19 protein-coding genes and 2 pseudogenes are annotated in these 26,734 nt (G+C 66.7%); 8 read left to right on the top strand and 13 right to left on the bottom strand.

The genetic code is table 11. The features are described 5' to 3' along the window. Positions 1-543: 543 nt before the first annotated feature. Both OR16_RS30815 and OR16_RS30810 read right to left on the bottom strand, forming a co-directional pair. Positions 544-1,886 (bottom strand): annotated as a pseudogene (locus tag OR16_RS30815) (sensor histidine kinase). After that, positions 1,886-2,560, bottom strand: coding sequence for a response regulator (locus OR16_RS30810; RefSeq protein WP_006162575.1), 675 nt, complete (start codon positions 2,558-2,560; stop codon positions 1,886-1,888). The pseudogene OR16_RS30815 and the gene OR16_RS30810 overlap by 1 nt, the downstream one beginning before the upstream one ends. A gap of 258 nt (positions 2,561-2,818) precedes the next feature. Between OR16_RS30810 and OR16_RS30805 the strand changes: the two genes are divergently transcribed. Beyond that, positions 2,819-3,955 carry an ABC transporter substrate-binding protein gene (locus tag OR16_RS30805; protein ID WP_006162574.1) on the top strand — a complete coding sequence of 379 codons (1,137 nt, stop codon included), beginning with the start codon at positions 2,819-2,821 and terminating at the stop codon, positions 3,953-3,955. A gap of 23 nt (positions 3,956-3,978) precedes the next feature. Here OR16_RS30805 and OR16_RS30800 read toward each other — a convergent pair whose 3' ends face one another. Next, a complete protein-coding gene (locus tag OR16_RS30800; protein ID WP_006162573.1) occupies positions 3,979-4,734 on the bottom strand; it encodes a TetR family transcriptional regulator in 756 nt (251 codons plus the stop codon). 445 nt (positions 4,735-5,179) lie between these two features. On the opposite strand from OR16_RS30800, the gene OR16_RS30795 reads away from it, so the two are divergent. From OR16_RS30795 to OR16_RS30785, 3 genes and pseudogenes are all read left to right on the top strand, one after another. Then, complete coding sequence (locus OR16_RS30795) at positions 5,180-6,412, top strand: efflux RND transporter periplasmic adaptor subunit (protein WP_043421826.1); 1,233 nt, start codon at positions 5,180-5,182, stop codon at positions 6,410-6,412. Positions 6,413-6,442: 30 nt separating this feature from the next. Beyond that, entirely contained in the window at positions 6,443-9,595 is a 3,153-nt protein-coding gene (locus OR16_RS30790; protein ID WP_006162571.1) for an efflux RND transporter permease subunit, read from the top strand. Position 9,596: 1 nt separating this feature from the next. After that, positions 9,597-11,083: pseudogene (locus OR16_RS30785) on the top strand (efflux transporter outer membrane subunit). A 196-nt stretch (positions 11,084-11,279) separates the two neighbouring features. Here OR16_RS30785 and OR16_RS30780 read toward each other — a convergent pair. Then, positions 11,280-12,440, bottom strand: a complete 1,161-nt coding sequence (locus tag OR16_RS30780) for a CapA family protein (protein ID WP_006162570.1) — start codon at positions 12,438-12,440, stop codon at positions 11,280-11,282. Between the two features lie 190 nt (positions 12,441-12,630). Further along, positions 12,631-14,493 (bottom strand): PhoX family protein, encoded by a 1,863-nt coding sequence (locus tag OR16_RS30775; protein ID WP_043421823.1) that lies wholly within the window; start codon positions 14,491-14,493, stop codon positions 12,631-12,633. A 381-nt stretch (positions 14,494-14,874) separates the two neighbouring features. On the opposite strand from OR16_RS30775, the gene OR16_RS30770 reads away from it, so the two are divergent. Further along, entirely contained in the window at positions 14,875-15,606 is a 732-nt protein-coding gene (locus OR16_RS30770) for an MBL fold metallo-hydrolase (protein ID WP_006162568.1), read from the top strand. 24 nt (positions 15,607-15,630) lie between these two features. Here the strand turns inward: OR16_RS30770 and OR16_RS30765 are convergent, their stop codons facing one another. Continuing rightward, entirely contained in the window at positions 15,631-16,239 is a 609-nt protein-coding gene (locus tag OR16_RS30765; protein WP_006162567.1) for a glutathione S-transferase family protein, read from the bottom strand. 171 nt (positions 16,240-16,410) lie between these two features. On the opposite strand from OR16_RS30765, the gene OR16_RS30760 reads away from it, so the two are divergent. Continuing rightward, on the top strand, positions 16,411-16,875 hold the full coding sequence (locus OR16_RS30760) for an Lrp/AsnC family transcriptional regulator (protein ID WP_006162566.1): 465 nt from the start codon (positions 16,411-16,413) through the stop codon (positions 16,873-16,875). Between the two features lie 70 nt (positions 16,876-16,945). Here OR16_RS30760 and OR16_RS30755 read toward each other — a convergent pair whose 3' ends face one another. The 7 genes from OR16_RS30755 to OR16_RS30725 all read right to left on the bottom strand — a co-directional run bounded on the left by OR16_RS30755 (position 16,946) and on the right by OR16_RS30725 (position 25,413). Further along, positions 16,946-17,797 carry an OmpW family outer membrane protein gene (locus OR16_RS30755; RefSeq protein ID WP_085961330.1) on the bottom strand — a complete coding sequence of 284 codons (852 nt, stop codon included), beginning with the start codon at positions 17,795-17,797 and terminating at the stop codon, positions 16,946-16,948. Between the two features lie 35 nt (positions 17,798-17,832). Next, positions 17,833-19,044, bottom strand: coding sequence for a DUF2957 domain-containing protein (locus tag OR16_RS30750; protein WP_100228016.1), 1,212 nt, complete (start codon positions 19,042-19,044; stop codon positions 17,833-17,835). 181 nt (positions 19,045-19,225) lie between these two features. Next, the gene (locus tag OR16_RS30745) at positions 19,226-20,578 is read right to left on the bottom strand and encodes a DUF2957 domain-containing protein (RefSeq protein WP_006162563.1); all 1,353 of its coding nucleotides are present in this window, start codon (positions 20,576-20,578) and stop codon (positions 19,226-19,228) included. A gap of 253 nt (positions 20,579-20,831) precedes the next feature. After that, positions 20,832-21,659: a DUF1571 domain-containing protein gene (locus OR16_RS30740; protein ID WP_081488923.1), complete on the bottom strand. Its 828-nt coding sequence runs from the start codon at positions 21,657-21,659 to the stop codon at positions 20,832-20,834. Positions 21,660-21,997: 338 nt separating this feature from the next. Continuing rightward, positions 21,998-22,933, bottom strand: coding sequence for a TetR/AcrR family transcriptional regulator (locus OR16_RS30735; RefSeq protein ID WP_006162561.1), 936 nt, complete (start codon positions 22,931-22,933; stop codon positions 21,998-22,000). Between the two features lie 278 nt (positions 22,934-23,211). After that, entirely contained in the window at positions 23,212-24,807 is a 1,596-nt protein-coding gene (locus tag OR16_RS30730) for a GMC family oxidoreductase (protein WP_006162560.1), read from the bottom strand. Between the two features lie 21 nt (positions 24,808-24,828). After that, positions 24,829-25,413 carry a hypothetical protein gene (locus tag OR16_RS30725; RefSeq protein ID WP_006162559.1) on the bottom strand — a complete coding sequence of 195 codons (585 nt, stop codon included), beginning with the start codon at positions 25,411-25,413 and terminating at the stop codon, positions 24,829-24,831. Positions 25,414-25,560: 147 nt separating this feature from the next. Between OR16_RS30725 and OR16_RS46585 the strand changes: the two genes are divergently transcribed. Both OR16_RS46585 and OR16_RS30720 read left to right on the top strand, forming a co-directional pair. Continuing rightward, a complete protein-coding gene (locus OR16_RS46585) occupies positions 25,561-25,902 on the top strand; it encodes an AraC family transcriptional regulator (RefSeq protein ID WP_237717287.1) in 342 nt (113 codons plus the stop codon). After that, positions 25,884-26,663 carry an AraC family transcriptional regulator gene (locus OR16_RS30720; RefSeq protein ID WP_237717286.1) on the top strand — a complete coding sequence of 260 codons (780 nt, stop codon included), beginning with the start codon at positions 25,884-25,886 and terminating at the stop codon, positions 26,661-26,663. Before OR16_RS46585 ends, OR16_RS30720 begins: the two co-directional genes overlap by 19 nt. Positions 26,664-26,734: the final 71 nt, after the last annotated feature.

Raw genomic sequence — 26,734 nt, 5'->3', positions numbered from 1 at the left:
GCGAGCGGCCGGTCTGGTCGAAACCGCCGCCCGGGTTGGCGCCAATCATGAACTTCACGCTGTCGAGCGCGAACGCGGGCGCGGCAGCCACGGTGGCGGTGATCGCGGCCGAAGCCATGACGACGTGGGCAAAGCGATGAATCGAACGACGCATTACGGTCTCCTGTTCTTTTTTAGAGGATTACCGGTGAACGGTTGCCGGCGAAGCTGGCGAGGACCGACCCGGAGGTGTCCGGCTGGCAGTGAAGCGGGCTGTCGGGGGCGGGGGAGTCGTGCGGTGCGCCGGTGCGCCGGCGCTGCGTGCGTTGAGCGCCCGGCTTGGCCTTGTCTCCCGTCCCTGGCAGCGCTTGCATGCCGGACTTGTTCTTTGGCTTTCTGACTTGGTCTGGCCAGTACGGCGGCCATGGCGCGATTCTAGGGGGTAGAAACTGTCAAAAGGCTGTCAATTCGTCAGGGAATGGGGTGGGGTTTACGTGGGGGTGGATGTATGGACATTGGGTTCTCTTGGGCTTTTTCGGGCTTTTTGATTTTTTTGGCGCCTTCTCATTCCCCGATCGGCAGCGCCAGGACCGCCCTGACTCCTTTGCCCTGCACTGCAATCCCCAGCTCCACCGTGCCCCCGAACCGCGCGGCCATCTCGCGAGAAATCGCCAGTCCCAGGCCGGAGCCCGGCTCTACATTGCCAACCCGCCGGTAGAAACGCGCAAACACCTTTTCGCGCTCCTCGGCAGGAATGCCCGGCCCATCGTCCTCCACCACCAGGCAGGCGCTATGCGCCAGGCGCGAGGCGGAAAGCGTGATGCGGCTGCCGCGCGGCGAATACTGGATCGCGTTGTGGACGAGATTGGCAAAAGCCTCGCGCAGCAGCGCGGCATCGGCCCGTACCGGCAGCGCCAGCCCCAGCGGCCTCTCCCAGCCAAAATCCTGCTGCTTGCCGCGCGCCAGCGGCAGGTAGTCCAGCGCCACCTGCTCGGCCACGGCCACGGCGTCGATCAGCTCCAGCGGTTCGGCGTCGCCGGGCGTGTCGCTGCCCGGGTGTTGCCGTACCCGCGCCAGCGCCAGCAACTGGTTGGTCAGGCGGGCGGCCTGCTCCAGCTGCGTGACGATGCCGCCTACCGCCTCTCCGGCGGCATCCCGCGCCTGCGCGGGATCGGCGCTGGCGCAAAGCTGGCGCTGGGCGAATTCGGCTTGCGTCTTGAGGATGGCCAGCGGCGTGCGCAGCTGGTGCGCGGCGTCGGCGATGAATTGCGCCTGTCGCGCACGCGCGCCAGCGGGCGCAGCACGTAGGTGATGCCGGCCACCAGGATCCCCGCGCTGATCAGGATCAGCAGCACGTCGCGCGCCAGCGCGCCGCGCCACACGGTGGCGATCAGCGCAAAGCGCGGCTCGGCGGTTTCGGCCACCTGCACGATGACGCGCATGTGCGCGTTGGGGCGATACACCGGGTGCGCCAGCACGGCGATGCGCACCGGGTCGCCGCGATAGTCGGCGTCGTAGAAGCGCGGCTGGTTGCTGGCGATCTCCCCCTTGGGCAGCGGCAGGTCGTCATAGCCGGTGACGGTTTCGATCTGGCCGTTGCGCTCGAGCGAGACGCGGTAGAAGACATGGGTCTGCGCCGCGGTCTCGAACATCTCCATGGCGGCGTCCGGCAGCGCGATCTGCACGCTTTCGCCGGCCATGCCGATGGCGTTGTCGATGGCGCGCACCGAGCCGTACAGGGAACGGTCGTAGGCCGCGTTGGCAGCGTCGCGCAGCGTGCCGTAGGTGAGCCACGTGTCGAGCGCCATCATGGCCGCCAGCGCGGGCACGAGCAGCAGCAGCAACTGGCGGCGCAGGCTGCCCTGCAGCCAGCGCCGCAACCAGTGCCGTGGCAGGCGGCGCAGCATCAGGGCTGTCCTTCCGGTTCCAGCAGGTAGCCGAAGCCGCGCAGCGTGACGATGGTCACGCCGTGGCCCGAGAGCTTCTTGCGCAGCCGGTAGACCAGCACTTCGATGGCATCGGGGCTGACGTCGGCATCGAGCGAGAACACCTTGTCGAGCAGTTGCGCCTTGGTCAGCGGCTGGCCGCTCTTGGCCAGCAGCGCGCCCAGCAGCGTCGACTCGCGCGGCGTGAGCGCCAGGGGCGCGCCGGCCAGCGAAAAGCTGCGGGTCTCGCCGTCGAACACCAGCGAGCCGCACTGCAGGCGCGGATGGGCGCGGCCGCGGCTGCGCCGGATCAGCGCCAGGATGCGCGCTTCCAGCTCTGCAATGGCAAAGGGCTTGGGCAGGTAATCGTCGGCGCCGAGGTTGAGCCCGCGCACGCGCTCGTCGAGCGTGTCCTGCGCGGTCAGGATCAGCACCGGGGTGCGGTCGTCGCGCCCGCGCATGGACTTGAGCACGGCCAGGCCGTCCTTGCCGGGCAGGCGCAGGTCGAGCACCACCACGTCGTATTCCTCTGCCATCAACCGCGCCTCAGCCTGCAGGCCATCGGCCACGTGCTCGATGACGAAGCCACCCTGCTCCAGGGCGCGCGCCACCCAGCGCGCCAGTTCAATCTCGTCTTCCACCAGCAATAAGCGCACGGCGGCCCTCCCCTGCTCGATAAGCGTCCGTTCTGAAAAAACGCGAGGGCCCCGCCGCCATGGCTGGCAAGGCCGCCGCCGCCGCGAGGACACGCCGCGGGCGCTTATAATACCTCCGCCCAGGGCTGCGCGCGGCGAGTGCGCCATGGCCCCTTCTGGCCACCGATGTCACCACCGATGGTTCCCGCCTTGCGCAAGCTGCCCCCTTTCCCATCCCGCCCCCAGCCTCCCGCCAAGATCGCCGAACCACCCGCGAGCTTGGACCGGCGACGCCTGCTGGTCACCGCCACGGCCGCCACGCTGGCGGCGGGGCTGAGCCACGGCGCGCATGCCCAGGCCGTGCCGCCGGTGCCGGCGGGCTACCCGGCAAGCTATGCCGAGATCATCGCGCGGGCCGTGCAGGAAGGCTCGGTCAACGTCCATGCCTCCACCGACACGGAGATCGCGCGGCCGCTGCTGGCCGCGTTCGAGGCGCGCTACCCGGGCATCAAGGTGCGCTATCAGGACCTCAACACGCTGGAGCTGAATAGCCGCTTCCTGGCCGAGAGCGCCGCCCTGGGCGCGGGCCAGGCGGGCGGCCCCGACTACGCCGACGTGCTGTGGAGCACGGCAATGGACCTGCAGATCAAGCTCGTCAACGATGGCCACGCCCTGCGCTACGCCTCGCCCGAGCGGGCCGGCCTGCCGGCGTGGGCCGCCTGGCGCGACGAAGCCTGGGGCACCACCTTCGAGCCCGCCGTGATTGTCTACAACCGCCGCCATTTTGCCGGCATGCGCCCGCCGCGCAGCCGCACCGGTCTGGCACGCCTGCTGCAGGAGAACACGCCGCGCTGGCGCCAGCGGGTGGTGACCTACGATGTGGAAAAGTCCGGGGTGGGTTACCTGCTGGCGCAGCAGGACGCACGCATGGGCGACGAGTTCTGGTACCTGGCCCAGGCGCTCGGGCGCTGCGGCGTGCAGTTGTCGGCGTCCACCGCGAACATGATCGAGCGCATCGCCTCCGGCGAATTCGTGATGGGCTACAACCTGCTGGGTTCGTACGCGCTGTCGCTGATGGAGCGCGGGGCCGAGATCGATGTGATCGCGCCGCGCGACTACACGCTGGTGATGTCGCGCGTGGCCTTCATCGCGCGCCGCGCGCCGCATCCCAACGCGGCCCGCCTATGGCTGGATTTCCTGCTGTCGCGCGCGGGCCAGACGTTGCTGGGGCAAAGCGCCTCGCAGCTCTACACGATCCGTACCGACACCGACAGCGTGCACACCGCCGCGGCGCTATCGGAGCGGCTCGGCTACGCGCTCAAGCCGATCAGCGTCGGCCCCGGCCTGCTGGCGGCGCAGGACACGCTGCGCAAGCGCAATTTCCTCGCGCGCTGGCGCGAGGCCGTCCGGGGCTGAGCGGCGCTCGCGCCGCCGCGGGATCAGCCGGGCAGCGCCTTGGTGGCAAGTGCTTGCGCGGCCTGTTCGGTCTCGGCCTTCTTCTTGGCCTCCTGGCACATCGAGGCCACTTCTTCCTCTAGCTTCGGCACAGGACGCGCCACATAACCCCGGCGCAAGGCCGGCGACAGCTTGAGGGTGTCGATGAAGGCATCGGCCACCCGCTCGGCATTGCTCTCGAGATCGAAATCCTCGGGGGCGAACAGCCAGTGGGACAGCATGCCGCCAATCGAGGCGTGGAACACGTTGACGGCAAGGTCCAGGTCGAGGTCGGCCGGCAACTGCCCGCGCTCCATCGCCATGCGCAGGTGCTCGCGCATCTTCACCGCGCCCTCCTGGTGCGACTGGCGCTGGCGCTCGAAGATAGCGCCGTTGTCCGCCACCATCTCGCACTTGTGGAAGACGATCTCGAACACGCGCCGCCACTGCGGGTTTTCCACGGTCTGGCGCAACACAAAGGCGCAGATGTCGCGAATGCTGCCCAGCGGGTCTTCCTGGCTGGCGATGCGTTGCGGCTCGCACAGTGCCTCGAGCGGCAGGTGGACGCGGTCGGACATCGCGGCGAAAACATCGCTCTTGTTCTTGAAGTGCCAGTAGATCGCGCCGCGCGTCACGCCGGCCGCCTCCGCGATATCGGCTAGCGAAGGGCGGGCAACGCCGCGGGCGTGAAAGACCGCCTCGGCCGCGTCGAGAATGCGATGGCGTGTTTCAAGCGCCTCTTCCTTGGTGCGTCTGACCATGATGTTCTCTGGTGCCGGCCACGAAGGACCGGTCTGGTTCTGTCTCCCTGAGTGCTGGCGATGAAGCCCGCCTTGCACTTTGCGCGCCGCGCTGGCGCGTTAGGACGTGAATATATAGGGCGGCCATTGCCGCATTGCAACAAGTTCTTACATACATGCTTGAATGTATATATAATACGCGTTCGCCTGACTTTCGGCCAGCCCATCGGCGTGATGGGCGGCAGACGGCGGCGCGCGCCTCTCCACGGTTCGCGCTGCCATGTCGGCTTGTCGTTACTAATTTGCAACCTTTCGTCGCATGAGCCACGAAAGTGTTGCGGATTGTGGCTAGCATTACTCTTTTTGCCCGCCTCTGTGCCTTATGCCAGCGGTGGGCCGCGCCGTATCCGGATACGACACCGGGAGCGCATGCGGCCGATCTCAAATTGCCATCATGGGGTTATCGATGAGGAAGTCCCAACGTATCACTTGCGTTGCCGCGGCCGTGTTGTCGGCGCTTGCGCTGTCCGCCTGTGGCGAAAAGAAGCCGCAGGGCGGCGCCATGCCGCCGCCGGAAGTGGGTGTCGTCACCGTCACGCCCACGACGATCGCTGTTATCAATGAACTGCCGGGCCGCCTGGAAGGCGTGCGCACTGCAGAAGTGCGGGCGCGGGTCGCCGGCATCGTGCTGTCCCGTAACTACACGGAAGGCGGCGAGGTCAAGGCCGGCCAGTTGCTGTTCAAGATCGACCCCGCGCCCTACCAGGCCCAGCTCGAATCGGCCAAGGCCAGCCTTGCCCGCGCCGAAGCCAACGCCGTAGCCGCGCGCCAGAAGGCCGAGCGCTACAAGCCGCTGGTCGCCGTCAATGCGGTGAGCAAGCAGGAATACGACGAAGCCGTGGCGGCCGCGGGCCAGGCCACCGCCGACATCGCCTCGGCCAAGGCTGCCGTTACCACCGCCCAGATCAACCTCGGCTACACCGCCGTCACCGCGCCCATCAGCGGCCGCGTGGGCCGCGCGCTGGTGACCGAAGGCGCGCTGGTCGGCAGCGGCGAAGCCACCAAGCTGACCATCGTCGAGCAGGTCGACCCGATCTGGGTGACCTTCACCCAGCCCGCGAGCGAAGTGATGAAGCTGCGCCGCGCCATCGAGAGCGGCAAGGTCAAGGGTGCCGACGGCGGCGCCCGCGTCCACCTGTTCATCGAGGACGGCCACGAGTACGAGCAAACCGGCAAGCTGCTGTTCTCGGACATGACGGTAGACCCGACCACCGGCGCCATCACGCTGCGCGCGCAGTTCCCCAATGCCAAGCGCGAGCTGCTGTCGGGCACCTTCGTGCGCGTCAAGATCGAGCAGGGCATGGACGAAAACGCGCTGACCGTGCCGCAGCGCGCATTGATCCGCAACGCGCAAGGCGCGTCGGTGATGGTGGTGGGCGGCGACGGCAACGTCGCGGCGGTGCCGGTCAAGGCGCCTCAGGCCATTGGCGAGAACTGGATCGTCACCGAGGGCCTGAAGGGTGGCGAGAAGGTGATCGTCGAGGGCTTGCAGAAGGTCAAGGTCGGTGCGCCCGCCAAGGCCGTGCCGTTTGTCTCGAAGACCGCCGCCGCCTCGGCGCCCGCCGCGCAGCCGGCCGCCAGCGGAGCCTCGGCTCCTGCCGCGGTGACCGCTGACAAGTCGGACGCCAAGCAGGGCTAATCACAGCGCAATTCGAAGGGAGCCAGTGTTATGGCCAAGTTTTTCATTGACCGGCCGGTGTTCGCGTGGGTGCTTGCGCTGATCATCGTGCTGGGGGGCTTGCTGTCGGTGGTGCAACTGCCGATCGCCCAGTACCCCAACATCGCCCCGCCGACGATCTCGGTCACGGCGACCTATCCGGGCGCATCCGCCAAGACGCTTGAAGACTCGGTCACCACGGTGATCGAGCAAGAGCTCAACGGCATCCCCGGGCTGCTGTACTACAACTCCACCAGCGAAGCCACCGGCCTGTCGACGATCACGATCGCCTTCCAGCCGGGCTCCAACATCGACCTGAACTCGGTCGAGGTGCAGAACCGTCTCAAGCGCGTGGAAGCGCGCCTGCCGGCGGAAGTGCGCCAGCAGGGCGTGCGTGTGGACAAGGCCGGGAACAACTACATGATGTTCCTGACGGTCGCGTCCAAGTCCGGGCAGGCCGACGCCATCCAGCTGGGCAACTACATCTCGTCCAGCGTGATCGATTCGATCCGCCGCGTGCCGGGCGTGGGCCAGGCCGACCTGTTCGGCACCGAGTACGCCATGCGCATCTGGGTGGATCCGGCCAAGCTGACCGGTTTCAACCTGACCCCGCAGGACGTCACCGCCGCCATCTCGGAGCAGAACGTCCAGGTCGCCGTGGGCGAACTGGGCGGCACGCCGTCACCCAAGGGCACCGAGCTCAACGCCACCGTCACCACCGAGAGCCGCCTCACCACGCCGGAGCAGTTCGCCAACATCTTGCTGCGCACGAACCCGGATGGCTCCTCGGTGCGCATCAAGGACATCGGCCGCGTCGAACTCGGCGGTGCCGATTACTCCACGCTGGCCCGTACCAACGGCAAGGCCTCGGCGGCTATCGCCATCAAGCTGGCCCCGAGCGGCAATGCGCTGGCCACCGCCACCGCGGTGCGCGCCAAGATGGAAGAGCTCTCCAAGTTCTTCCCGTCCGACTACCAGTACTCCGTGCCTTACGACACCTCGGCCTTCGTCAAGATCTCGATCGAGGAAGTGATCAAGACCCTGGTCGAAGCCGTGGTGCTGGTGTTCCTGGTGATGTACCTGTTCCTGCAGAACATCCGCGCCACCATCATCCCGACCGTGGTGGTGCCGGTGGCCCTGCTGGGCACCACCGGCATGCTGCTGGCCTTCGGCTTCTCCATCAACGTGCTGACCATGTTCGGCATGGTGCTGGCGATCGGTATCCTGGTGGACGATGCGATCGTGGTGGTGGAAAACGTCGAGCGGATCATGAGCGAGGAAGGACTCTCGCCACGCGACGCCACGCGCAAGGCCATGGGCCAGATCACCGGCGCCATCATCGGCATTACGCTGGTGCTGACCGCGGTGTTCATCCCGATGGCGTTCTTCTCTGGCTCGGTGGGTAACATCTACCGCCAGTTCTCGCTGTCGCTGATCGCGTCGATCGCGTTCTCGGCGCTGCTGGCCTTGACGCTCACGCCGGCGCTGTGCGCCACGTTGCTCAAGCCGGTCGAGGCTGGCCACCACCACGAGAAGAAGGGTTTCTTCGGCTGGTTCAACCGCACCTTCGCACGCGCCGCCACCGGCTACCAGAGCATGGTGGGCCGCATCCTGGCGCGCGCCGGACGCTACCTGATCATCTACGCGCTCATCGTCGTCGGCATGGTGGTGCTGTTCAAGCGCCTGCCCTCCTCCTTCCTGCCCGAGGAAGACCAGGGCTACATGATCACGGTGGTGCAGCTGCCCAACGGCGCCACGCAGGAACGCACCATCGGCGTGCTCAAGCAGATCGAGGACTACTACCTGCAGAAGGAATCCAAGGTGGTGGACCAGATGATCACCGTGGCGGGCTTCTCCTTCTTCGGCCGCGGCCAGAACGGCGGTATCGCGTTCGTGCGCCTGAAGGACTGGAAGGAGCGCAGCGGCAAGGACGAGACCGCGCAGGCACTGGTTGGCCGGGCTTTTGGCGCCCTCTCCTTCATCAAGGACGCCATCATCTTCCCGCTGAATCCGCCGGCGATCTCTGAACTGGGCAACTCCTCGGGCTTCGACTTCCGCCTGCAGGACCGCACCGGCCAGGGTCACGCCAAGCTGATGGAAGCGCGCAACATGATGCTCGGCATGGCGGCGAAGAATCCTGCGCTGGTGGGCGTACGCCCCGAAGGCCAGGAAGACGCGCCGCAGCTGCAGATCGACATCGACCGCGAGAAGGCACGCGCGCTGGGCGTCTCGGTGGCCAATATCAACGCCACGGTGGCCATCGCCTTCGGCTCCTCCTACGTCAACGACTTCATCTATGAAGGCCGTGTGCGCAAGGTGATTGCCCAGGCGGAAGGCGACGACCGCAAGCTGCCCGACGACCTGACCAAGCTGCGCGTGAAGAACAAGAACGGCGACATGGTTGCGTTCGCTGCCTTCGCCACTTCCAAGTGGATCATGGGCTCGCCGCGCCTGGAGCGCTACAACGGCCTGCCGGCAGTGAAGATCGCGGGCCAGGCCGCACCGGGGCGCAGTACCGGCGAAGCCATGAAGATCATGGAAGAGAACTTCGCCAAGCTGCCGCCGGGCTTCGGCTTCGAGTGGTCCGGGCAGTCGTATGAAGAGCGCCTGGCCGGTTCGCAAGAGCCGATGCTGTACACGCTGTCGCTGATCATCGTGTTCCTGTGCCTGGCCGCGCTCTATGAGAGCTGGTCGATCCCGGTCGCGGTGCTGCTGGTGGTGCCGCTCGGCGTGCTCGGCGCGCTGCTCGGCGTGACCTTGCGCGGCATGCCCAACGACGTGTACTTCAAGGTGGGCCTGATCGCGACCATTGGCTTGTCGGCGAAGAACGCCATCCTGATCGTGGAATTCGCCAAGGATCTGCAGGCGCAGGGCCGCAGTGTCATCGACGCTACGCTCGAAGCCGTGCACCTGCGGTTCCGCCCGATCCTGATGACCTCGATGGCCTTTATCCTGGGCGTGCTGCCGCTGGCGATCGCCTCCGGCGCGGGCTCGGGTGGCCAGCGCGCCATCGGTACCAGCGTGATCGGCGGCATGATCACCGCCACGGTGCTGGCGATTTTCCTGGTGCCGGTGTTCTTCGTGGTGATCCGTAGCCGCTTCAAGGGCAGCAAGCGCGAGCAGATGCTGAACGAGCAAGGGCTCGAACCCAAGGAAGGAATCTGACATGACAAAGACACTGACCACGCTGTTGCTGGTGGCGGGCGTCCTCTCGGGTTGCACACTGGCACCCGTTTATGAACGCCCTGCCCCGCCGGTGGCCACCAGCTTCCCGGCTGCGCCGGAAGGCTATGCGGCCGCCGAAGTGAAGACCGGCGAAACCCGCCGAGCGAGCGAGATCGGCTGGCGCGAGTTCTTCCGCGACCCGCGCCTGCAAGCATTCATCGCCACTTCGCTGGAGAACAACCGCGACCTGCGCACCGCCGCGCTGCGCATCGAGGAAGCGCGCGCGCTGTACCAGGTGCAGCGCTCCGACCTGCTGCCCACGGTGAACGCCACTGGCGGTTTCAACCGTTCGCGTACCCCGGCCTTGCAGTCGGCTTGCAGTCGGCCACGGGCAAGCCGTTCGTCTCCGAGTACTTCCAGGCGGGCGGCTCGATAGCGTCCTACGAGCTGGACTTCTTCGGCCGTGTGCGCAGCCTCACCAACGCAGCGCTGTCGCAGTACTTCGCCACCGAGGAAGCACGCCGTTCCGCGCAGATCTCGCTGGTCTCGGAAGTCGCCAAGGCGTATCTGTCGGAGCGCTCCTTCGCCGAGCAGTATGAGTTGGCGCAGAACACGCTGAAGACGCGCGAGTACACGCTGAGCCTGGCCAAGCAACGCTTCGATGCGGGCGCCACATCGGCGCTGGATCTGCGTGACAACGAATCGCTGGTGGCGCAGGCTCGCGTCTCCGCCGCGCAGCTGGCACGCCAGCGCGCGCAGGCGCAGAACGCGCTCGAAGTGCTGGTGGGCAAGCCCCTTGGCACCATCGAGAACCTGCCTGCGGCGATGAGCTTGTCGGACGAGCGCATCATCAGCGACATCCCGGCCGGGCTGCCGTCGGACCTGCTCGAGCAGCGTCCCGACATCCGCCAGGCCGAGCAGCTGTTGCTCTCCGCCAACGCCAATATCGGCGCGGCGCGCGCGGCGTTCTTCCCGCGCATCACGCTCACCGCCAATGCCGGCGCGATCAGCCCGACCTTCTCGAGCCTGTTCGATTCCGGCACCGGCGCGTGGTCGTTCGCACCGCAGCTGGTGCTGCCGATCTTCGACTACGGCCGCAACCTGTCCAACCTGGACCTGACCAAGACGCGCAAGAACATCCAGATCGCCAACTACGAGAAGACCATCCAGACGGCCTTCGCGGAAGTGGCGGATGCACTGGTCGCGCGCGGCACGCTGGAAGAGCAGGTAACCAGCCAGGAGCAGGTGCGCAACGCCGAGGCAGCACGCTACGAGTTATCGACGATGCGCTTCAGGAATGGCGTGGCCAGCCAGCTTGACCAGCTCGACTCGCAGCGGCAGCTGTTCGCTGCCGACCAGGCCCTGATCCAGGCGCGGCAACTACGCCTGAACAATGCCATCGACCTGTACCGGTCGCTTGGCGGTGGCCTGAGCGAGACCGGTCCGGTGGCCTCGGCCGACACCAAGCCGGCGGCGACCACGCAGTAAGACAGCCTTTTCGTCCTGCCATCCGGCGCATGTCGTGCTGGATGGCCTCAAGCGAAGTGCCTTTGGCACTTCGTTTTTTTTGTGCGCCCGGCAGGGCGCGTCCCTGTATGTCGCGCTGGGCTGGCATGCGACGAGTGAGATGGCCAAGGCCATGCGCGTGTAGCGCCTGTAGCGCCTGTAGCGCGTCTGGCGCGGGCTAGCTGGCCCAGCGCAGCGCCAGGCAATCGTCCGCCGTCCGGATCACGTGCGTGCCTAGCTTGCCACCTTCGCGATCGAGCGTGGCGCGCAGCCATGACACGCCTTCCCGTGGCGCGCGGCGCAGGCTGAAATGCCGGATCTGCATCGGCACGGCGGACAACGCGCGCAAGGCGCCGGTCGCGGCGTCGATGTGCGTGAAGTACATCAGCGCCAGGTCCGGCCGATAGGACTGTTGTCCGCCAATGCCTTCGTAATCGTTGAGGAAGTCCCCGCAGCCGTAGAGGATCAAGCGGTCGCGATACACCTCGATGCCTTTCACGTGATGGGATGAATGCCCGTACACGATATCGGCGCCGGCGGCGTCGATCAGCCGGTGCGCGAAAGCCCGCTCCGCACGCGATATCTCGAAGCCCCAATTACCACCCCAATGCAGCGACACCACCACGATGTCGCCCGCCTGCCGTGCAGCCGTCACGTGGCAAGCAATATCATCGGCGGCGCGCGCCGAGATGGAGGGCAGGAAATTCACGCCGGCCTGCCCCGCCGCCGCGGCCCAGTCTGCCGGCACACCGCTGGTTTCGGTCGCGTAGGCAAATACGAGCACCCTTGCGCCTCGCGCAAGTCCGATCACGGCGGGCGCTGCGGCTTGTACCGCGTTGCGTCCGGCGCCCGCGGTCCGCATACCGGCGCCGTGCAGCACGGCCAGGGTTTCGTAGAGCCCGGCGCGGCCCCAGTCCAGCACATGGTTATTGGCAAGCACGCAGCAGTCGAGCCGTGCGCTGGCGAGGCACGACACATTGCCAGGGTGCATCCGGTAATGGATGCCCTTGCCCGGCTGCGCATCCTCGCTGGTGGTCACGGCCGTTTCCAGGTTGACGATGCGCGCATCCGGCTGGCATTGCTCGAGCAGCGCGAGCGTGTCGCCCCAGGGATAGGCAGGATCAACGGGCCGCGGTATCGCGCCTGTCGCGCGCTCGGCCAGTTCGACGTAGCCGCTCGCCGAACGCAGCCAATGCTCGTACAGGTGCGGCTTGCCCGGGTGCGGCAGGATCTGGTCGATGCCGCGGCCCGTCATCACATCGCCGCACAGGAACAAGCGCACGCATGTGCCGCTGGCCGAAGCCAGATCGCCGGGTGTTGTCCGGGTCGCATTGTCCATCGCGCACGTCCTTTCTCACCAGCGGTGGGCACGCGGGAACCGCATGCCGCACCGCCGTTTCCATTTTGCGCCGTCGCTCGAACCATGCGCGGCTCGGGGCGGGGCGCGAGCGCCAAATGTGCAGCCAGGCAGGCAGAAAGGTGGCATGCCTGCGGTCAATGACTAGCGCAGGCGATCCAATGCGCGCCGCTTACGCGCCGACCGGCTTGCCTTCCTTGTGCCGTACCACGATGGTCGACGACCTGGCCGGCTTGCTCGGGTCGGGCCACTGGTTGGTAGGGTGCTGGATATTGATGAAGAAGGTGGTCAAGTCCGGCGTATAGGCAATGCCGGTGATCTCGCAGCCATGCGGTCCCACGAGGAAGCGCTTGCACTCGCGTGTCTGCTGGTCGACAAAATGCATCGAATTCGCGCCGAAGACATTGGTGGTGCTGCTGCCGGTGCCAGCGTCGGTCTGCACCCACAGGCGTCCCTTGGGATCCACGCGAATGCCGTCCGGGCTCGAGAACGTATTGCCCTTGATATTGCCCTTCAGGTTGGCGGCGGCCAGGGACGGGTCGCCGGCCAGCAGGAAGATCTCCCAGGTAAAGGTCGTGGCCAGCGGCGAGTCTCCCGCTTCCTTCCACTTGATGATGTGGCCGTGCGAGTTGTTCACGCGAGGATTGGCTGCGTCGGTCACCAGGCGTCGACTGTTGTTGGTCAGCGTACAGAACAGGCTCTTGTCCACTCCCACCGTGATCCATTCCGGCCGGTCCATCAAAGTCGCGCCAGCCACGCGCGCCGCCGCCTTGGTATTGATCAACACATCCGCCTGCGTGTTGAAATCGACCGTCACCGGTGTCTGCGGTCCCTGCGTGGTATTGCCCGGATCGGTTGCGCCAGTCACCAGACCGTTCTTGCCTTGCGTCAGCTCGATCCACTGGCCGGAGCCGTCGGCATTGAACTTGGCGACATAGAGCGTGCCCTTGTCCAGCAGATTGATGTTGGCCTGGCGGTTGGTTGGATTGAACGCGTCCGCGGGAATGAACTTGTAGATGCAGCCCGGCGTGCTGTCGTCACCCATGTAGAAGGCGACATGGTTGTCGCCGTTGGTCATGAAGGCAGTGTTCTCGTGGTCGAAGCGTCCCATCGCGGTGCGCTTCGTCGGTACCGCCAGTTCGTTCAGCGGATCGATCTCCACGACCCAGCCGTAGCCGACCTCCGGATTGGTCGGATCCAGGTAGTTGTCGGTAGTTTCTTCGCAGGTCAGGTAGGTGCCCCAGGGCGTGTTGCCACTCGCGCAGTTGTTCAGCGTGCCGACCACGCTGGCGCCAACCGCGCTGGCGGCGGGGCCGCTGACCTTGTAAAGCGTGTTGCCGGTATAGCGCTTGTTGTAGCGCGAGTTCTTCTTGACCTGCCACTTGCCGCCAACGAGTTCGATCTCGATGATGGATACGCCCACCGAGGACAATGCGATCTTCTTCTGCTCTGGCGTCGCCGTGGCGGCACTATAGCTGCCGCTGGCAAACAGGATGGCGGCATCCAAGGTTTCGTGATTGATCGCCAGCAAGCCGCCCTTCTGCGGGTCGACGCCCGGCAGCGCAAAGAAATGCATGCCGTCATGATTGCCGCCGGCCTGACGCTCGGTTTCGGCGGACGACTGCGGCGTACCGCTGTATCCGGGCGCACCGACTTCGACCGGATCGCCGGCCGAGAACAGCACGTCGTACGAATAGGTGGACGGCAGGGTCACCGTGTCGGCGGTGACCTTGTCCGCCACCGGCGTGAAGCGCACGCTGTAGTCCAGCGGCTGCACGGGCGCCGGCGCAGGGGTTCCAGGTGCCGGCGCTGGCGTACTGGCGGGCGTGGCGGCCACATCGTCGTCACCACCGCAGGCGCCAAGCAGGCTGCTCGTGCCGAATACCGAAAGGAGCGACAGGCTCAACCCGCCTCGCAGGACGGTGCGGCGCGCCGGATTGGCGGCCACGATGTCTTCAAGCATTTGCCCTGGAACGGTAACGACACCTTCGGCGTTACGGCGCGGTGCACGGGCCTTGTCGGTAAGGTAAGACATGACTAGGAACCTCTCTGGTCGATTCGAATCCAGCGGACCGGGTAGTGAGCGGTACGGTGGGGAGGGGCCAATAGTAGAGAGGGAATATGACTTGTGTGTTACTGGATGTATTGTCATTGATTCATTAACTGGCGCGGCTGGACCTGCATTCCGCATCGCGACATTGCGCGCCTCGGTCTGATGGGCCGCAAGAAGCTCACCGCCCCCAATGCGCGGGATGACAGCTGAAACCGAACGGCCAATTTCCACAACAAGTGCAATCCTTCGCATCGCTTGCGCGTGCGCTTGGACCTTTCGTGAAAATGTGAACAGACCCTAGAATGAACCTGGCCGGCGCCGACGGCCGGGCCCTCATGCCCCGACGATTTCCAGGAGAGCAGGATGACTGTCACCAATGCCCGGTCGGGCACCAACGTCCACGAAATCGCGGACGGGATCTATCGGATCAATACCCCGGTCCACATCGACGGGGGCCCGGGCGGCTTCTCCTTCAACCAGTACCTGATCGTCGACGACGAGCCGCTGTTGTTCCACACGGGGCTGCGCAAGATGTTCCCGCTGGTGCATGAAGCCGTGGCCAGCGTGATCGCGCCGGGCCGGCTGCGCCATATCGCCTTTTCGCACGTGGAAGCCGACGAGTGCGGCTCGCTCAATGAATGGCTCGCGGCGGCGCCCCATGCAGCGCCGCTGTGCGGCACCGTTGCCGCCATGGTGTCCGTCAACGACCTGGCCGACCGGCCCGCGCAGGGCCTGGCGGACGGGCAAGCCGTGCAGCTTGGCGGCCATACCGTGCGCTGGTTCGATACGCCGCACCTGCCGCATGCCTGGGAGTGCGGGCTCATGATGGAGGAGCGCACCGGCACGCTGCTCTGCGGCGACTTGTTCAGCCAGGGCGGCGCCGAGCTCCCGTCGCTCACCGAAGCCGACATCCTCGGGCCGAGCGAAGCGTTCCGGCGCGGCATGGATTACTTCTCCCACACGCCGAGCGCCGGCGCCATGCTGGAGCGCATGGCGCTGCTGCAGCCGACCACCCTGGCCTGCATGCATGGCAGCGCCTGGCGCGGCGACGGCGCCGGCCTGCTGCGCGCGCTTGCCCAGGCCCTGGCGCACTAAGCACGGATGGCGCGCGGCGGTGGGTCAGGCCTGTGGTGTGTCCTTGAACACGGCAAGCCGTTCGGCAGCCGCGCTGAACGCCGCCAGCGCCGGATACGCTGACGCCTCAACGCACGCCGGCAGCATCAGCTGCGTGAAGCTCCACGCCACGGCGGCGCTCACATCGGCCTGCGTAAGCAAGCGCTCGTCCGTGGGAAGCGCGGCCCCCGCCAGTTCCGTCTCCAGCGCCGCGCAGGCGGCATGCAACTGTCCCTGCACGCGTTCGATCCACGGCGCGTGCTGTTTTTCCGCCGGGCGCAGGTTGCGCTCGTAGACGATCTGCACCGTTTTCTCGCAGGCGGCGAGCGCCAGGCCGGTCACGCGCAATGCGTGCTGGCGCTGCTCGTGCTGCGCGGGCATCAGGCTGCGCGTGGCCAGCATCTCGGCGTAGTCGAGGATCAGGCCGGACTCCATCAGCACCACGCCGTTGTCGCACACCAGGGTGGGCGCCTTCACCACGGGATTGATCGCGCGGAATTGATCGAACGTGCTGAACACCGAGACTGCCTGATGCTCGAACGGCAGGTCCAGCAGCCGCAGCGAGATGGCCACGCGGCGCACATATGGTGAGTCGAGCATGCCGATGAGTTGCATATTGCCTCCGGAAAGATGTCTGGCCGCGCATCTGGTCGCAAATCGGGCCGCGCTGGGTTCCAGCATAATCTCGGCATGCCATCGCCATGAATGGCAAGGCATCGGAAATCGGCACCGCGCGCCGATGAATCATCGGTGGCGCACGACAGGTGCCTGCCATAGGAGGAGGGGATGGAGCTGGACAAGAAGGACCGATTGATCCTGGAAGCGCTGCAGGCCGACGCCAGGCAGAGCCTGGCAGCGCTCGGCAAGCGCATTGGCTTGTCGCAGCCGGCCATGAGCGAGCGCGTGCGCAAGCTGGAGGACGCGGGCGTGATCGAGGGCTACGGCGCGCGGGTGAACCTGCGCGCGCTGGGCGTCGGCCTGCAGGCGATCATCCATATCGAGACCACGCACGCCTACATCCAGAAGTATGTGAAGCTGTTCGAGAGCATGCCCGAAGTGCTGAGCGCCGATCGCGTGACCGGCGCGCACTGCTTTATCGTGCGTTGCGCCATCGCCGACCCGGCGGACCTGGAGCACGTGGTGGACACGCTCGCGGCCCACGGATCGGTGACCACATCGCTGGTGCTCTCCAGCCCGGTGCGCAAGACCGTGACGATCCATGCGGCCAGGGCGCCGGAGAAGCAAAAATGAAAGGCAGCCCCGGGGCTGCCTTTCATGCGTCCACTGTTTCGGCGAATCGGCGGGACGTTGCTTAAGCGCTTCAGAACTTGTACGTCGCCGCCACAAACATGATCAGCGGGTTCGGGCTGAGGCTTGCCTTGGAGGTAGACAACACCGTGCCGTCGGACGCCTTGATGATCATCGACGACGTCGTCTTGAGCGGGATGTAGGTGACGGATGCGGTCAGGCCCCACTGGTCCGTGATCGCAAAGGAGCCACCGATGTTGAACACCGGCGCGAACGAGTTCGACGCCTTGGCCTCCACGGAAGTCGGCCCCGGCTTGCCGGCCCCGGCGGCCAGCGTTGCACCCAGGTTGTTGTTGACCGAGGCGGCGAACGCCGGGTTGAGCTCGATGTTGGTGAAGAAGTTGTATGACACACCGATGCCCAGGAAAGGACGCACGCGCGCGGTAGGCTCGAAGAAGTGGTACTGCACCATCGACGCCGGGCTCCACTGGCGCGCGCTGGTGATGATCGGGTTCAGGCTGGGGTCGCCCAGCGGCTGCTGCCCCAGCGCGCCGGCCGGGCCCGGCGGGATCAGGTTGCCGTGGCCGTAAAGCTTGAACTTGGGCGGAATGCCGCCCACCGCCGTCAGCGCGATGTGGTCCGTGAAGAAGTGGCTGAAGGTCAGCCCGAGCGTGTCCGCATTGGACGTGCTGATGCTGCTGCCCGGCGCCGTGAATGACGACGGCAGGCCCAGCGGGCCATTGATGGGCGCATCGATCACGCTGGTGGTGAAGGGGCTGCTTTGGCCGCTGGTGTTGATGTGGAACCAGCCGGCGGAGACGACGTTGTCACCGGCTTTCTGTGCATGGGCTTTGGGCATGCCGCCCAGGCAGGCCAGCGCGGCGAGCAGCCATGGCCCTGCGAAACGAAAGGCATTCATCGTCATCTTGTCTTCCCGGAATGAGTTGGATCGCATGGCCGTCATTGCACGAAGGCGCCAATGGTGAAGTAAGGGCTGCCGCTGCGCGACTCAAGGAAGCCGAACACGCCGCCGGTGAAGATGAGCTTGCCCGTGGGGCTGCCCGCCGCGCCATCCTTGCGCGTCGTGGTGATCACGCCGGCCTGCTGCTGCGAGAAGTCCAGCTTGAGCGCCGTGGCGAGCGAGGCGTCCGACGGGTGGAACGGGTCGAGCATGGCGGCGTCCGCTGCCACCAGCGCGGTGGTGCGGTAGTCGAAGTTGCTGTCCACGCCGACGTATTCGCCGTTGACCGTGCCTTGCGTGAGCGCGATGGCCGGCGCCATCATGCCGATGCCGATCTCGTCGTCGGCGCCCAGCGGCATACCGTTGGTGACCGAGCTGTTGGCGTAGCCCACGCGGATCATCACCGGGACCAGCTGGCCGCGCAGCTTGCCCACGATCAGGTAGGCGCGGCCCAGCGTGGCGCCGAGCGTGGGCGGATCGATCTCAGCCTTGTAGTTGGCCGACATCAGGCTGCCGTTGGCCTGGGGCACGAAGTTCTTGCCCTTTTGCGAGCAGGTGCCGCCCGTCTTGTTGTCGCACACCTGGAACGAGCCGTCGGCCGCCAGCGCCATGCGGTAGTCCTGCGCCACCGTCTGGAAATTCTTCGACGGCACCTCGTGAAAACCATAGCCGTTGTACTGGCCGGCGATCTTGGTCAGGTCGGTTTCGGTCTGCACGAAGCCGATGAACTGGAAATACGGGAACGTGGTGTCCGGCACCGCGCCCGCACCCAGCACCCCATTGAACTGGATGCGCGCGCCGGGAATGGTGCCGCCGGCCACGCCCTCACCCACGAACAGCCGCGCCGGGCGGTTGGGGTCCAGGCTTGCGCCGTTGAGCTGGAACGCGCACTGGTTGAGCTTGTCGGTGGGCAGGCCGGTTTCCTGCGACAGCGTGCCCGTCATCACGTTCTGGCCGCCGGTGGTGTCGCTGCGGGTCGGCTGCACCGTGCCCGTGGTGCGCGGTACCGAGGAATCGAGGAAGGTCACTTGCCAGGTCTTCCTGGTGGTGTCGATCTGCACCTTGACCAGCTCGCCCGAGCCGGTGCCGCCGGTGAAGGTGGTGGTGTAGTCGAGTGACGCGGGACACAGCCGCACCGGGATCGCCGGGGCGGAGCTGGTGCTCGCCGCGGTGCCGCCGCCTCCGCCATCGCCGCCGCAGGCGGCCAGCATCGCGGCGCCCAGCAGTGCCGTGCCATAGCGCAGGGCCCGCTGTCCACGATGATTTCTCCACGGCGTGTGCTGCCGATCCTGTTCGTGCTGCAAAGGATGCTGATGCATGATGCTGGTCTCCTGAAGCGCTGTGTCGCGCGTGGTGCTGCTCTGATTATTCTTCGTGGTCTGCGGGGCCGGATCAGGGGCTCGCGAATACGCTCACGCGGAACGTCGGGTTGGCGCCGGCGGTGCCGGCAAGGTGGGCGAACACATGGCCGGTCGAGATCAGCGCGCCGGGCGTGCCGCTGTTATCCACTGTGGTCACCAGGCCGGGCTTAGCCTGCGCAAGGTCGAGCTGGTAGCCGCCCTTGGCGTTCATGGTGAGCGGATCGATCAGGCCCACTGCGTTGCCCTGCACGATCGACGAGGTGTAGGCCAGGTCGCTGCCCGAGCCCACGTAGCCGCCATTGAGCTGCGCGTTGGTGAGGTTGGTGGTGGGCGCGAGCATGGCCAGGCCGGATTCGTCGTCGACGTTGATCTCGAAGTCGAGCGGGTCCAGGCTGATGCGCGCATAGCCGGTGCGGATCAGGAGCGGTACCTGCTGGCCACCCAGCTTGCCGACGACCATGATGCCCTTGGCCTTGCTGCTGTTGCCGGTGGTAAACGACGAGGTGTAGAAGTACGGGTACTGCTTGCTGGCGCTGTAGTTCGCGCTTTCGAAGGCGCCGTCGTTTTGCGTGCGGGCTTTCCACGGGTTGCCGGTGGAGCGGCAGCTGCCGCTGGCGGTGGTGCAGGTGCCGTCGGCATTCAAGGTCTCGACCGTCTGCGCGGTGGCTGGCAGGAAGTTGCCCGCGGGGCCCAGGCTGCCGCCCGATGGCACCAGGTGGTAGCCCAGCAGGTTGTACGTGCCCGCGACCTTGGTGAAGTCGGTCTCGGTTTGCGCGAAGGCCAGCACCGGATAGATCGGGAACGTCTTCGATGGAATCACGCCGAGCCCGGCCACGCCTTGATAAGAAATGGTGGCGCCGGGAATGCCGCCGCCCGCCACGCCGTTGCCGACAAAGATCACCGGCGGGTTGGCCGGATCGATGATGGCTTGCGAGGTGTTGTCCGAAGGCGTTGCGCTCTGCAACGCCAGCGCGCAGCGGTTCTGCTCGGCCGTGGGCAGCGACTTCAGGTTGGCGATCTTGCCGGTGAATGTCACGCCGGCACGTGTCGGATAGACGCTGTTGGTGACCTTGGGCACCGGCGATTCGATGATCTGCAGCTTGTAGGTCATCGCGCTGGTATCGAACTGCAGCTTGACGAGCTCGCCGCCGCCGGAGCCGCCGGTGAACACCGTCGTGTTATCGAGCGAGGCCGGGCACAACGGCGTGGCCGCCGGGCCGGTGGTGGCCGGGCCCGAGGCGGGGCAACTGTTGGTGCTGGTGCAGGACGCAACATCCGCCTTGCCTGGGCTGGGCGCCCCATCGCCGCCGCATGCGGCGAGCATCAGTGCGAGGCTCGTGCCAGCCATCGCTGCAAGGCCTTTGCATACATTCAGACGGGCCATGACTTGTCTCCTTCTTATCGGTCTTGTTGTTTTGCTCGCCGCTTTGCGCGGCAATGCACTGTCCTTTCAGTGCAGCGACTCTCGCTGCCGGGGCAAGCGAGCGTCAATAGAGCGCGCGTTCCAAACATGGCGCGCGATGCCTGTGCCACGGCGGCGCAAGCGCTCGCGCCGTTTGTTCAAACCGCTGCGCGGATGCCCGCGCAGGAGAATTCAAACGCGCGTGATGCTGCCTGGCGGGCATGGGAGGTGCGCATCAGAACTTGTAGTCGCTGTTCTTCGCATCGAAGGCGCTGGCGTCGAATGTCTTGCGCACCGCCTTCTCGAAGACAATTTTCTCGACCATGTTGCCCTCGGCATCCCATGCGGCTTCCACGCGTGGCCAGGGGTTCTTCAAGTCCAGCATCAACTGCACGCGCTTGGCGTAGTAGCGTGGCGCGCCGGCCGGCAGGTCCCAGGTGAGCGCAACCATGCGCGTGCCCTGCTCCTGCACGATCTCCGCGCGGGTGAACTTCTCCGTGAGCCCCGCGGCGCGCAGCGACCTGGCATCGCGATCGAGCATCGACACCACATACTGGAAGCCCAGGTCGCGCACCGTGTGGTTGGACTGCGCGCGCGCGATGGTGCCGTCGAGCGCGATCCACATCGAGGTGAAGCCCAGCATGCCGCCGAGGTGGCCGTACATCTCATCCTTGCGCTGCGTCTCGTCATAGATGATTTCCTGGCCGGCCTGGCTGCCGCCCGGCAACCACTTCGCATAAAGCTGGCGGGGCGCATGGCGGTAGCGAATCAGCATGCGCGCGGGCTGCTCCTGCCATTGCCCGTTGAGGCGTTCCTGGCGGCTCATCCAGTACTCGTACTCGGGGTAGCGGTTCATCTCGGCCTTGGCCCACAGCAGCGCGGCTTCGGGCTGCAAGGCGTTGATGGCCGCAAGCAGTTGCTCGTCGGGCAGCTTCGCCAGCTCGCCGCTGGCGATCTGCTTGGAGAGCAGCGCGGCCTGTTGCTGGGCGCCGAGCCCATCGAAGGCGGTGCCGGAACCGGCGCTCGCCTGCGGCTGCGCCTGTGCGAGTGCCGGCAAGGCCATCGCGAATGCGAATGCGGCGGCGGCCGCAAAGTTGCGCGACAAGGGCAATGGCTTTCTCAATGCGGATACGGGTGCGCTCGGCGCATGGGAATACAGGGCTTTCACGATGTGGGTCTCCTGTTGTGGTGCTGGCTTGCGCGAAAACGCGGGCGACAGCGGTCCACCGCGTGCGCTTCACGCACGCGTGTTGTCGTTGAGAACGGAATGCCTGAGTGCGGATCGCTGCGGAAACGCCGGGCTAGGGACGGCCGGATGCCTGGCTCAAGCGGGGCTCTCGCAACTCGGGTTCCTGGAGGCGGCAGGGCGTGCGCCGGCGGTTGACCGGCACTGCCGCGCCGCTAGGTTCTGGAGCGGGTACGCATCCAGTCGTCGAGCGGATTGCTCGGGAAGACGATGGGGTGCTCGCGCGCGCCACGCACCGCCATGCTGGTGACGGCGGCACGCGTCGTGCCCTCGTTGCGTGCCGCGCGGCGTGTCTTGCGCGCGGCAACGGATAGGGTGTCGGCGCGTTGCGCCTGTTCCGCCACGAGGGCGGTCAGCGCGGCTTGCCTGGCATGCTTTTCAGCGTGCTGGGTCTCGCCGATCTGGAACACATCCTGCAGCGCGCACAGCTGCTGGCTGGCGGGCACGGGTGCCTTGAGCGCAGCCACCACCATCGCGCTCAACTGCGCGAGCACGTGCGCGTCGCTAAGGTCCTTGCCTTGCGTGAAGGCCGGCAGCAAATTGCCAAGCTCATCGCCGGCCAGCACACCGGCCAGCGGCTTGAGCGCGAAGTTCAGGCGCCAGCCCAGTTCTTGCGGCGGGATCTCGGGCAGCGCGCGGGCGAAGGCGTCGGAGAAGCGGCCGAACACCGGCGCGTAGTGGCCAAGCAGATAGGACTGGATAAATGGCGAGGTATCGGAATACACGCGCCCGAGCAGCCGCAGGAACGACGGGCCGCCCGCTTCGGGCTCGCGCGCCATTTGCAGCGCGGGCACGAAGAGCGCACCCATCACGTGTTCACAGCGTATCTGGGCCCCCGGCCAGCGTGCCTCGCAGGCATCGAGCAGTGCCAGGCGGCGCGTGTTGAGCGGGTCGAGCCGGCGGCCCAGGACCGCCTGCATCATGATCTCTTTACTGCGGAAATGGTAATTGACAGCGGCCAGGTTGACGATCGCGCGCGATGTCACTTGCCTTAGCGAGGTGCCTTCATAGCCAACCTCGATGAACAAGCGCTCGGTGGCGTCGAGAATGCGGGCCTTGGTGTCTCCAGCGGAGCCTCTTCCGGTCTTCATAGGGGGCGTCTCTCTCATGGTCATGCCGTGCAACCCCAGCAAAATTCCACGCACTGCAACAGCTCCTTGCTCTGACGGCAAACGGATGCTTGAAACAGTTGTACGGAGCCTAGCTAGCGCTGCGGGCGTTTCACAAGTGTAATTTTGGAGCGATGCCTCTAATCCGATTCGATTGTGCCCGCATGGCACGCACGCCATGCGGGACTTTGCTTCCCTGCTTAAGGGGGGCGAGTCCTTGCGGGCCAAGGCCCGTAGCCGCGCGGATTGACGGGCCGCGCTCATCCGGCCAGCCGCGCCGCCAGCGCTTGGGCATTCTGCGCGCTGAGTGCGAACACAGACAATTGCGGATTCGCCCCTATGCTCGTCGGAAACACGGAACCGTCCAGCACCGACAGGTTGGCCAGCTGGTGATGGCGGCCATGGCTGTCGACCACCCCGCCCTGCGGCTGGTCGCTCATGGCGCAGCCGCCCATCAGGTGCGCGGTGAACAGCGCCGCGCGGAACTTGGCTAGCGGCAGCGTGGCGATGCCCTGGCGGGCTTGCGCCCAGCTGTCGTAGTACGGCGCGTCCAGGTGGGCCGGGCGCACGCGCAGCGCGCCGGCTGCGAACTGGGCCTCGGCCATGCTCAGCCAGGCGCGTCGCATGCCGTCCCAGACGTAGTCGCTCAGGTCATAGTCCAGCACCGGGCTGCCATCGTCGGCAATACGCACGCGCCCGCCTTCGCTCTGCGCAACGAAGCCATCGCGCAGCAGCGCCAGCATGGCGTTGGTATGCGGCAGCGCGGCCATGTCGGCGCGCAGCGCCTCGCCCACCTGGTTGAACACGCCCGCGCTGATGCCAGGGAACAAGGGCGGCACCTCCAGCTTGTAGCCCATCGGGCCGGTGGCGCCATCCTTCCACTGGAAGTGATCGGAGGCGATCGACTGCGGCGCGCCGTAGTAGGGATCGACCTGCTCGGGCATCACCGCCACGCTCAGGTTGACCGGATGGATAAAGGTGCGCACGCCAACGCGCTGATACGGGTCCGGCACGCGCGAGCGCAGCAGCAGCGCCGGCGTATTGATGGCGCCGCCTGCCGCCACGTAGTGCCGTGCGCGCACTGTCACCGCGATGCCCAAAGGCGTGCGGCCATCGGCACCCAGCGCTTCGCCGGCCAGCGTGGTGACCGCCTTGCCGTCATGCTCCAGCGCGCGCACCCGCACGCGGTGGACCAGTGTGGCGCCCTTGGCCAGCGCGGCGGGAATGGTCGAGACCAGCATTGATTGCTTGGCGTTGACAGGGCAGCCCAGCCCGCAGTAGCCGGAGTTCCAGCAGCCTTTCACATTGCGCGGGATCACGTGCGACTCCCAGCCCAGCTTGTCGCAGCCGCGCTTGAGCACCGCATTGTTGTTGTTCGGCGGCATGCCCCATGGCGCCACCGACAGCCGTGCCTCCATGCGCTCGAACCACGGCGCCATGTCCGCGGCGCTGTGGCCGCTCACCGCGTGGTGCGTGGCCCAGTGCGCCAGCGTTTCCTTCGGCGTGCGAAAACTCGACGACCAGTTCACCGTCGTGCTGCCGCCAACCGAGCGTCCTTGCAGGATGGCGATGGCGCCATCGGAGGTGGCCCGCGCCGCGCCCTCCTGATACAGCTCGCGATAGGCGCGGCCCTCGTCCATGTCCTTGAAGCTGTCGGAAGTGCGCAGCGCGCCCTCCTCCACCAGCACCACGCGCAAGCCGGCGTCGGCGAGGATCTCCGCGGCTACGCCGCCGCCTGCGCCGCTGCCGACAATGACCACGTCGGCGTCGAGCGAAAGCGGCGCGGTGAGCGCGGCGCCGTCCACCACGTTCCAGCCGGCGGCGATGCCGGCACTGTAGATATCGGGTAAGGCCATGAGGTACTCGCGTATTGGATTTCAGGCGTGCAGCGCACGAAAGACCGCCGGATTGGGGCCGGGATAACCGCTGCCCGCCCATGCTGCCGGCAGCAGGTAGTAGCCCACGCTGCTGAGCTTGACCAGCACCACGGCGCCGGCATTCAAGGTGGCGAAGCGGCTTGCGCGCCAGCGCGCGAGAAAGCGGCGCGCCTGCTGCGTGTCGGTGTCCTTCCAGTCCTGGCCCACGCCCGCGAGTGCCCAGCGCAGCGGCCCGATGGCGAGCAGGTCAAGCAGCTTGCGCAACTCCGCGCGCGCGTTGGCGTCCATCGCGGCGCAGGTGGCGTCGACGTTGCGCACGGCCTGGCCGAGTTGCAGTTCACGCGCGCCACGCTCGCGCTCGGCCAGCTCTGCGACGACCGCGGGCAGCAGCGCGGTAAACAACGCCACGTCGCCATCGCGCAGAAACTGCATGCCGGTGGCGGGTGGCTTCTGTGCGGGCGAGCAGCCGGACAATGCCGGGACCAGGCCGGCGCAGGCAAGCGCGGCGCTCAGGCCAAAGCCGATCTTGAGAAAGCCGCGCCGCGACAGCGCGTACGCGCTCGGCTCGGTGGCTGGGGTGTGCATGGTGTGTCTCCTGTCTTGCGCTTATCCGTCTGCCTGGATGCATCGCGCGTGTCTTCCGATGCGCGTTGCCGATATTGCGGATTGACGCTCGCCGCAGTTTGGATAAAGATCGGGCCCCGGTCTTGATCCCGCATGACAGGTGAATTGATGCCACGCGCCAACGCGGCGCTCCCCGCCGCTGCTATCACCGACATCGCCAGCGCTGCTTACGTCGCCGAGATGCCGGGCACCGTGTCGCTGCCCTATCTGCGCACCGTGCTCGACTACGGCGAGGCCGCCGGCATTGCGCCGGCCGACCAGCTCGTGCTCGCAGGGCTCGATCCCGCCTTGCTCGACAGCGCGGCCGGCCCCGCCACGCGCATCGGCGTTGCGCACTACCTGACGCTGCTGGATGCGCTGGAGCGTGCCACCGGCGATCCGCTGCGGGCCTGCACGCGGGCGCGGCGTTCCGGCCACGCCACTACGCCGAGATGGGGTACGTGGTGCTGACCACGCCCACCATGCGCGAGGCCATCCTGCAAGGCATCCGCTATGAACTGCTGGCCAACGATATCGGCCGCACCCGCCTGTATGAAACAGCGCAGGGCGCGTGGATGACGTGGGAAGCACTGCACGGCCCGCTGTCGCGCCACGCGCACGAACTGCACATGGCCACGTGGACCTGCTTTGGCCGCTGGCTGCTGGGCGACGGCTTCTTTGCCGAGTGCATCGAGTTTCCCCATGCGCCGCCACCCGGCGGCCACGCCGACGGCTACGCCCGGGTATTTGGCTGCCCGGTGGTCTTCAACGCGGGCCGCCACGCCATGCACATCGATCCCGCGCTGCTGGCGCGTCCTTCGATGCAGGCCGATGCGCAAATGCAGACCCAGATGGCGCGCATCGCCCAGACCCAGTTGCGCGCGCTGGAGACGGAGGGCGCCGGCGAGATCGCGCAGGCGCGTGCCTTCATCAGCGCGGCGCTGCACCGGGGCGACGTGCCGATCGCGGCGGTGGCAGCGCATCTGCGCCTGCCGGTGCGCACGCTGCAACGGCGGCTGCAGGCCCAGGGGCTGACCTACTCCGCGCTGGTCGACGGGGTGCGCCGCGCGCAGGCCGAGCACTACCTCGCGGACCCCGCCATCAGCCTCGCCCAGTTGGCCATGCTGCTCGGCTTTTCCGAGCAGAGCGCGTTCAGCCATGCGTTCAAACGCTGGACGCAAGAAACCCCGAATGCGTGGCGCAAGCGGTTGCTCGGCCGCGCGCCGGGATAACAACCGTCGTCTTTCGGCCATGTTCGGCGGATCGAGGCTGGTTTCAAACGCAGCGGTGGATGCGCCCGCCA

This window comes from Cupriavidus basilensis OR16 (assembly GCF_000243095.1).
Classification (GTDB): Bacteria; Pseudomonadota; Gammaproteobacteria; order Burkholderiales; family Burkholderiaceae; genus Cupriavidus; species Cupriavidus basilensis_D.
Note: the sequence above shows the minus strand (reverse complement) of the source record. Positions and strands in the feature narration are given on the sequence as shown.

Excerpts from the sequence above, each read along its gene's own strand:
- OR16_RS30800 (WP_006162573.1), bottom strand. The coding sequence starts at position 4,734 with ATGGTCAGACGCACCAAGGAAGAGGCGCTTGAAACACGCCATCGCATT.
- OR16_RS30795 (WP_043421826.1), top strand. The coding sequence starts at position 5,180 with ATGAGGAAGTCCCAACGTATCACTTGCGTTGCCGCGGCCGTGTTGTCG.
- OR16_RS30790 (WP_006162571.1), top strand. The coding sequence starts at position 6,443 with ATGGCCAAGTTTTTCATTGACCGGCCGGTGTTCGCGTGGGTGCTTGCG.
- OR16_RS30780 (WP_006162570.1), bottom strand. The coding sequence starts at position 12,440 with ATGGACAATGCGACCCGGACAACACCCGGCGATCTGGCTTCGGCCAGC.
- OR16_RS30775 (WP_043421823.1), bottom strand. The coding sequence starts at position 14,493 with ATGTCTTACCTTACCGACAAGGCCCGTGCACCGCGCCGTAACGCCGAA.
- OR16_RS30770 (WP_006162568.1), top strand. The coding sequence starts at position 14,875 with ATGACTGTCACCAATGCCCGGTCGGGCACCAACGTCCACGAAATCGCG.
- OR16_RS30765 (WP_006162567.1), bottom strand. The coding sequence starts at position 16,239 with ATGCAACTCATCGGCATGCTCGACTCACCATATGTGCGCCGCGTGGCC.
- OR16_RS30760 (WP_006162566.1), top strand. The coding sequence starts at position 16,411 with ATGGAGCTGGACAAGAAGGACCGATTGATCCTGGAAGCGCTGCAGGCC.
- OR16_RS30755 (WP_085961330.1), bottom strand. The coding sequence starts at position 17,797 with ATGACGATGAATGCCTTTCGTTTCGCAGGGCCATGGCTGCTCGCCGCG.
- OR16_RS30750 (WP_100228016.1), bottom strand. The coding sequence starts at position 19,044 with ATGCTGGCCGCCTGCGGCGGCGATGGCGGAGGCGGCGGCACCGCGGCG.
- OR16_RS30745 (WP_006162563.1), bottom strand. The coding sequence starts at position 20,578 with ATGGCCCGTCTGAATGTATGCAAAGGCCTTGCAGCGATGGCTGGCACG.
- OR16_RS30740 (WP_081488923.1), bottom strand. The coding sequence starts at position 21,659 with ATGGCCTTGCCGGCACTCGCACAGGCGCAGCCGCAGGCGAGCGCCGGT.
- OR16_RS30735 (WP_006162561.1), bottom strand. The coding sequence starts at position 22,933 with ATGAAGACCGGAAGAGGCTCCGCTGGAGACACCAAGGCCCGCATTCTC.
- OR16_RS30730 (WP_006162560.1), bottom strand. The coding sequence starts at position 24,807 with ATGGCCTTACCCGATATCTACAGTGCCGGCATCGCCGCCGGCTGGAAC.
- OR16_RS30725 (WP_006162559.1), bottom strand. The coding sequence starts at position 25,413 with ATGCACACCCCAGCCACCGAGCCGAGCGCGTACGCGCTGTCGCGGCGC.
- OR16_RS46585 (WP_237717287.1), top strand. The coding sequence starts at position 25,561 with ATGCCACGCGCCAACGCGGCGCTCCCCGCCGCTGCTATCACCGACATC.
- OR16_RS30720 (WP_237717286.1), top strand. The coding sequence starts at position 25,884 with ATGGGGTACGTGGTGCTGACCACGCCCACCATGCGCGAGGCCATCCTG.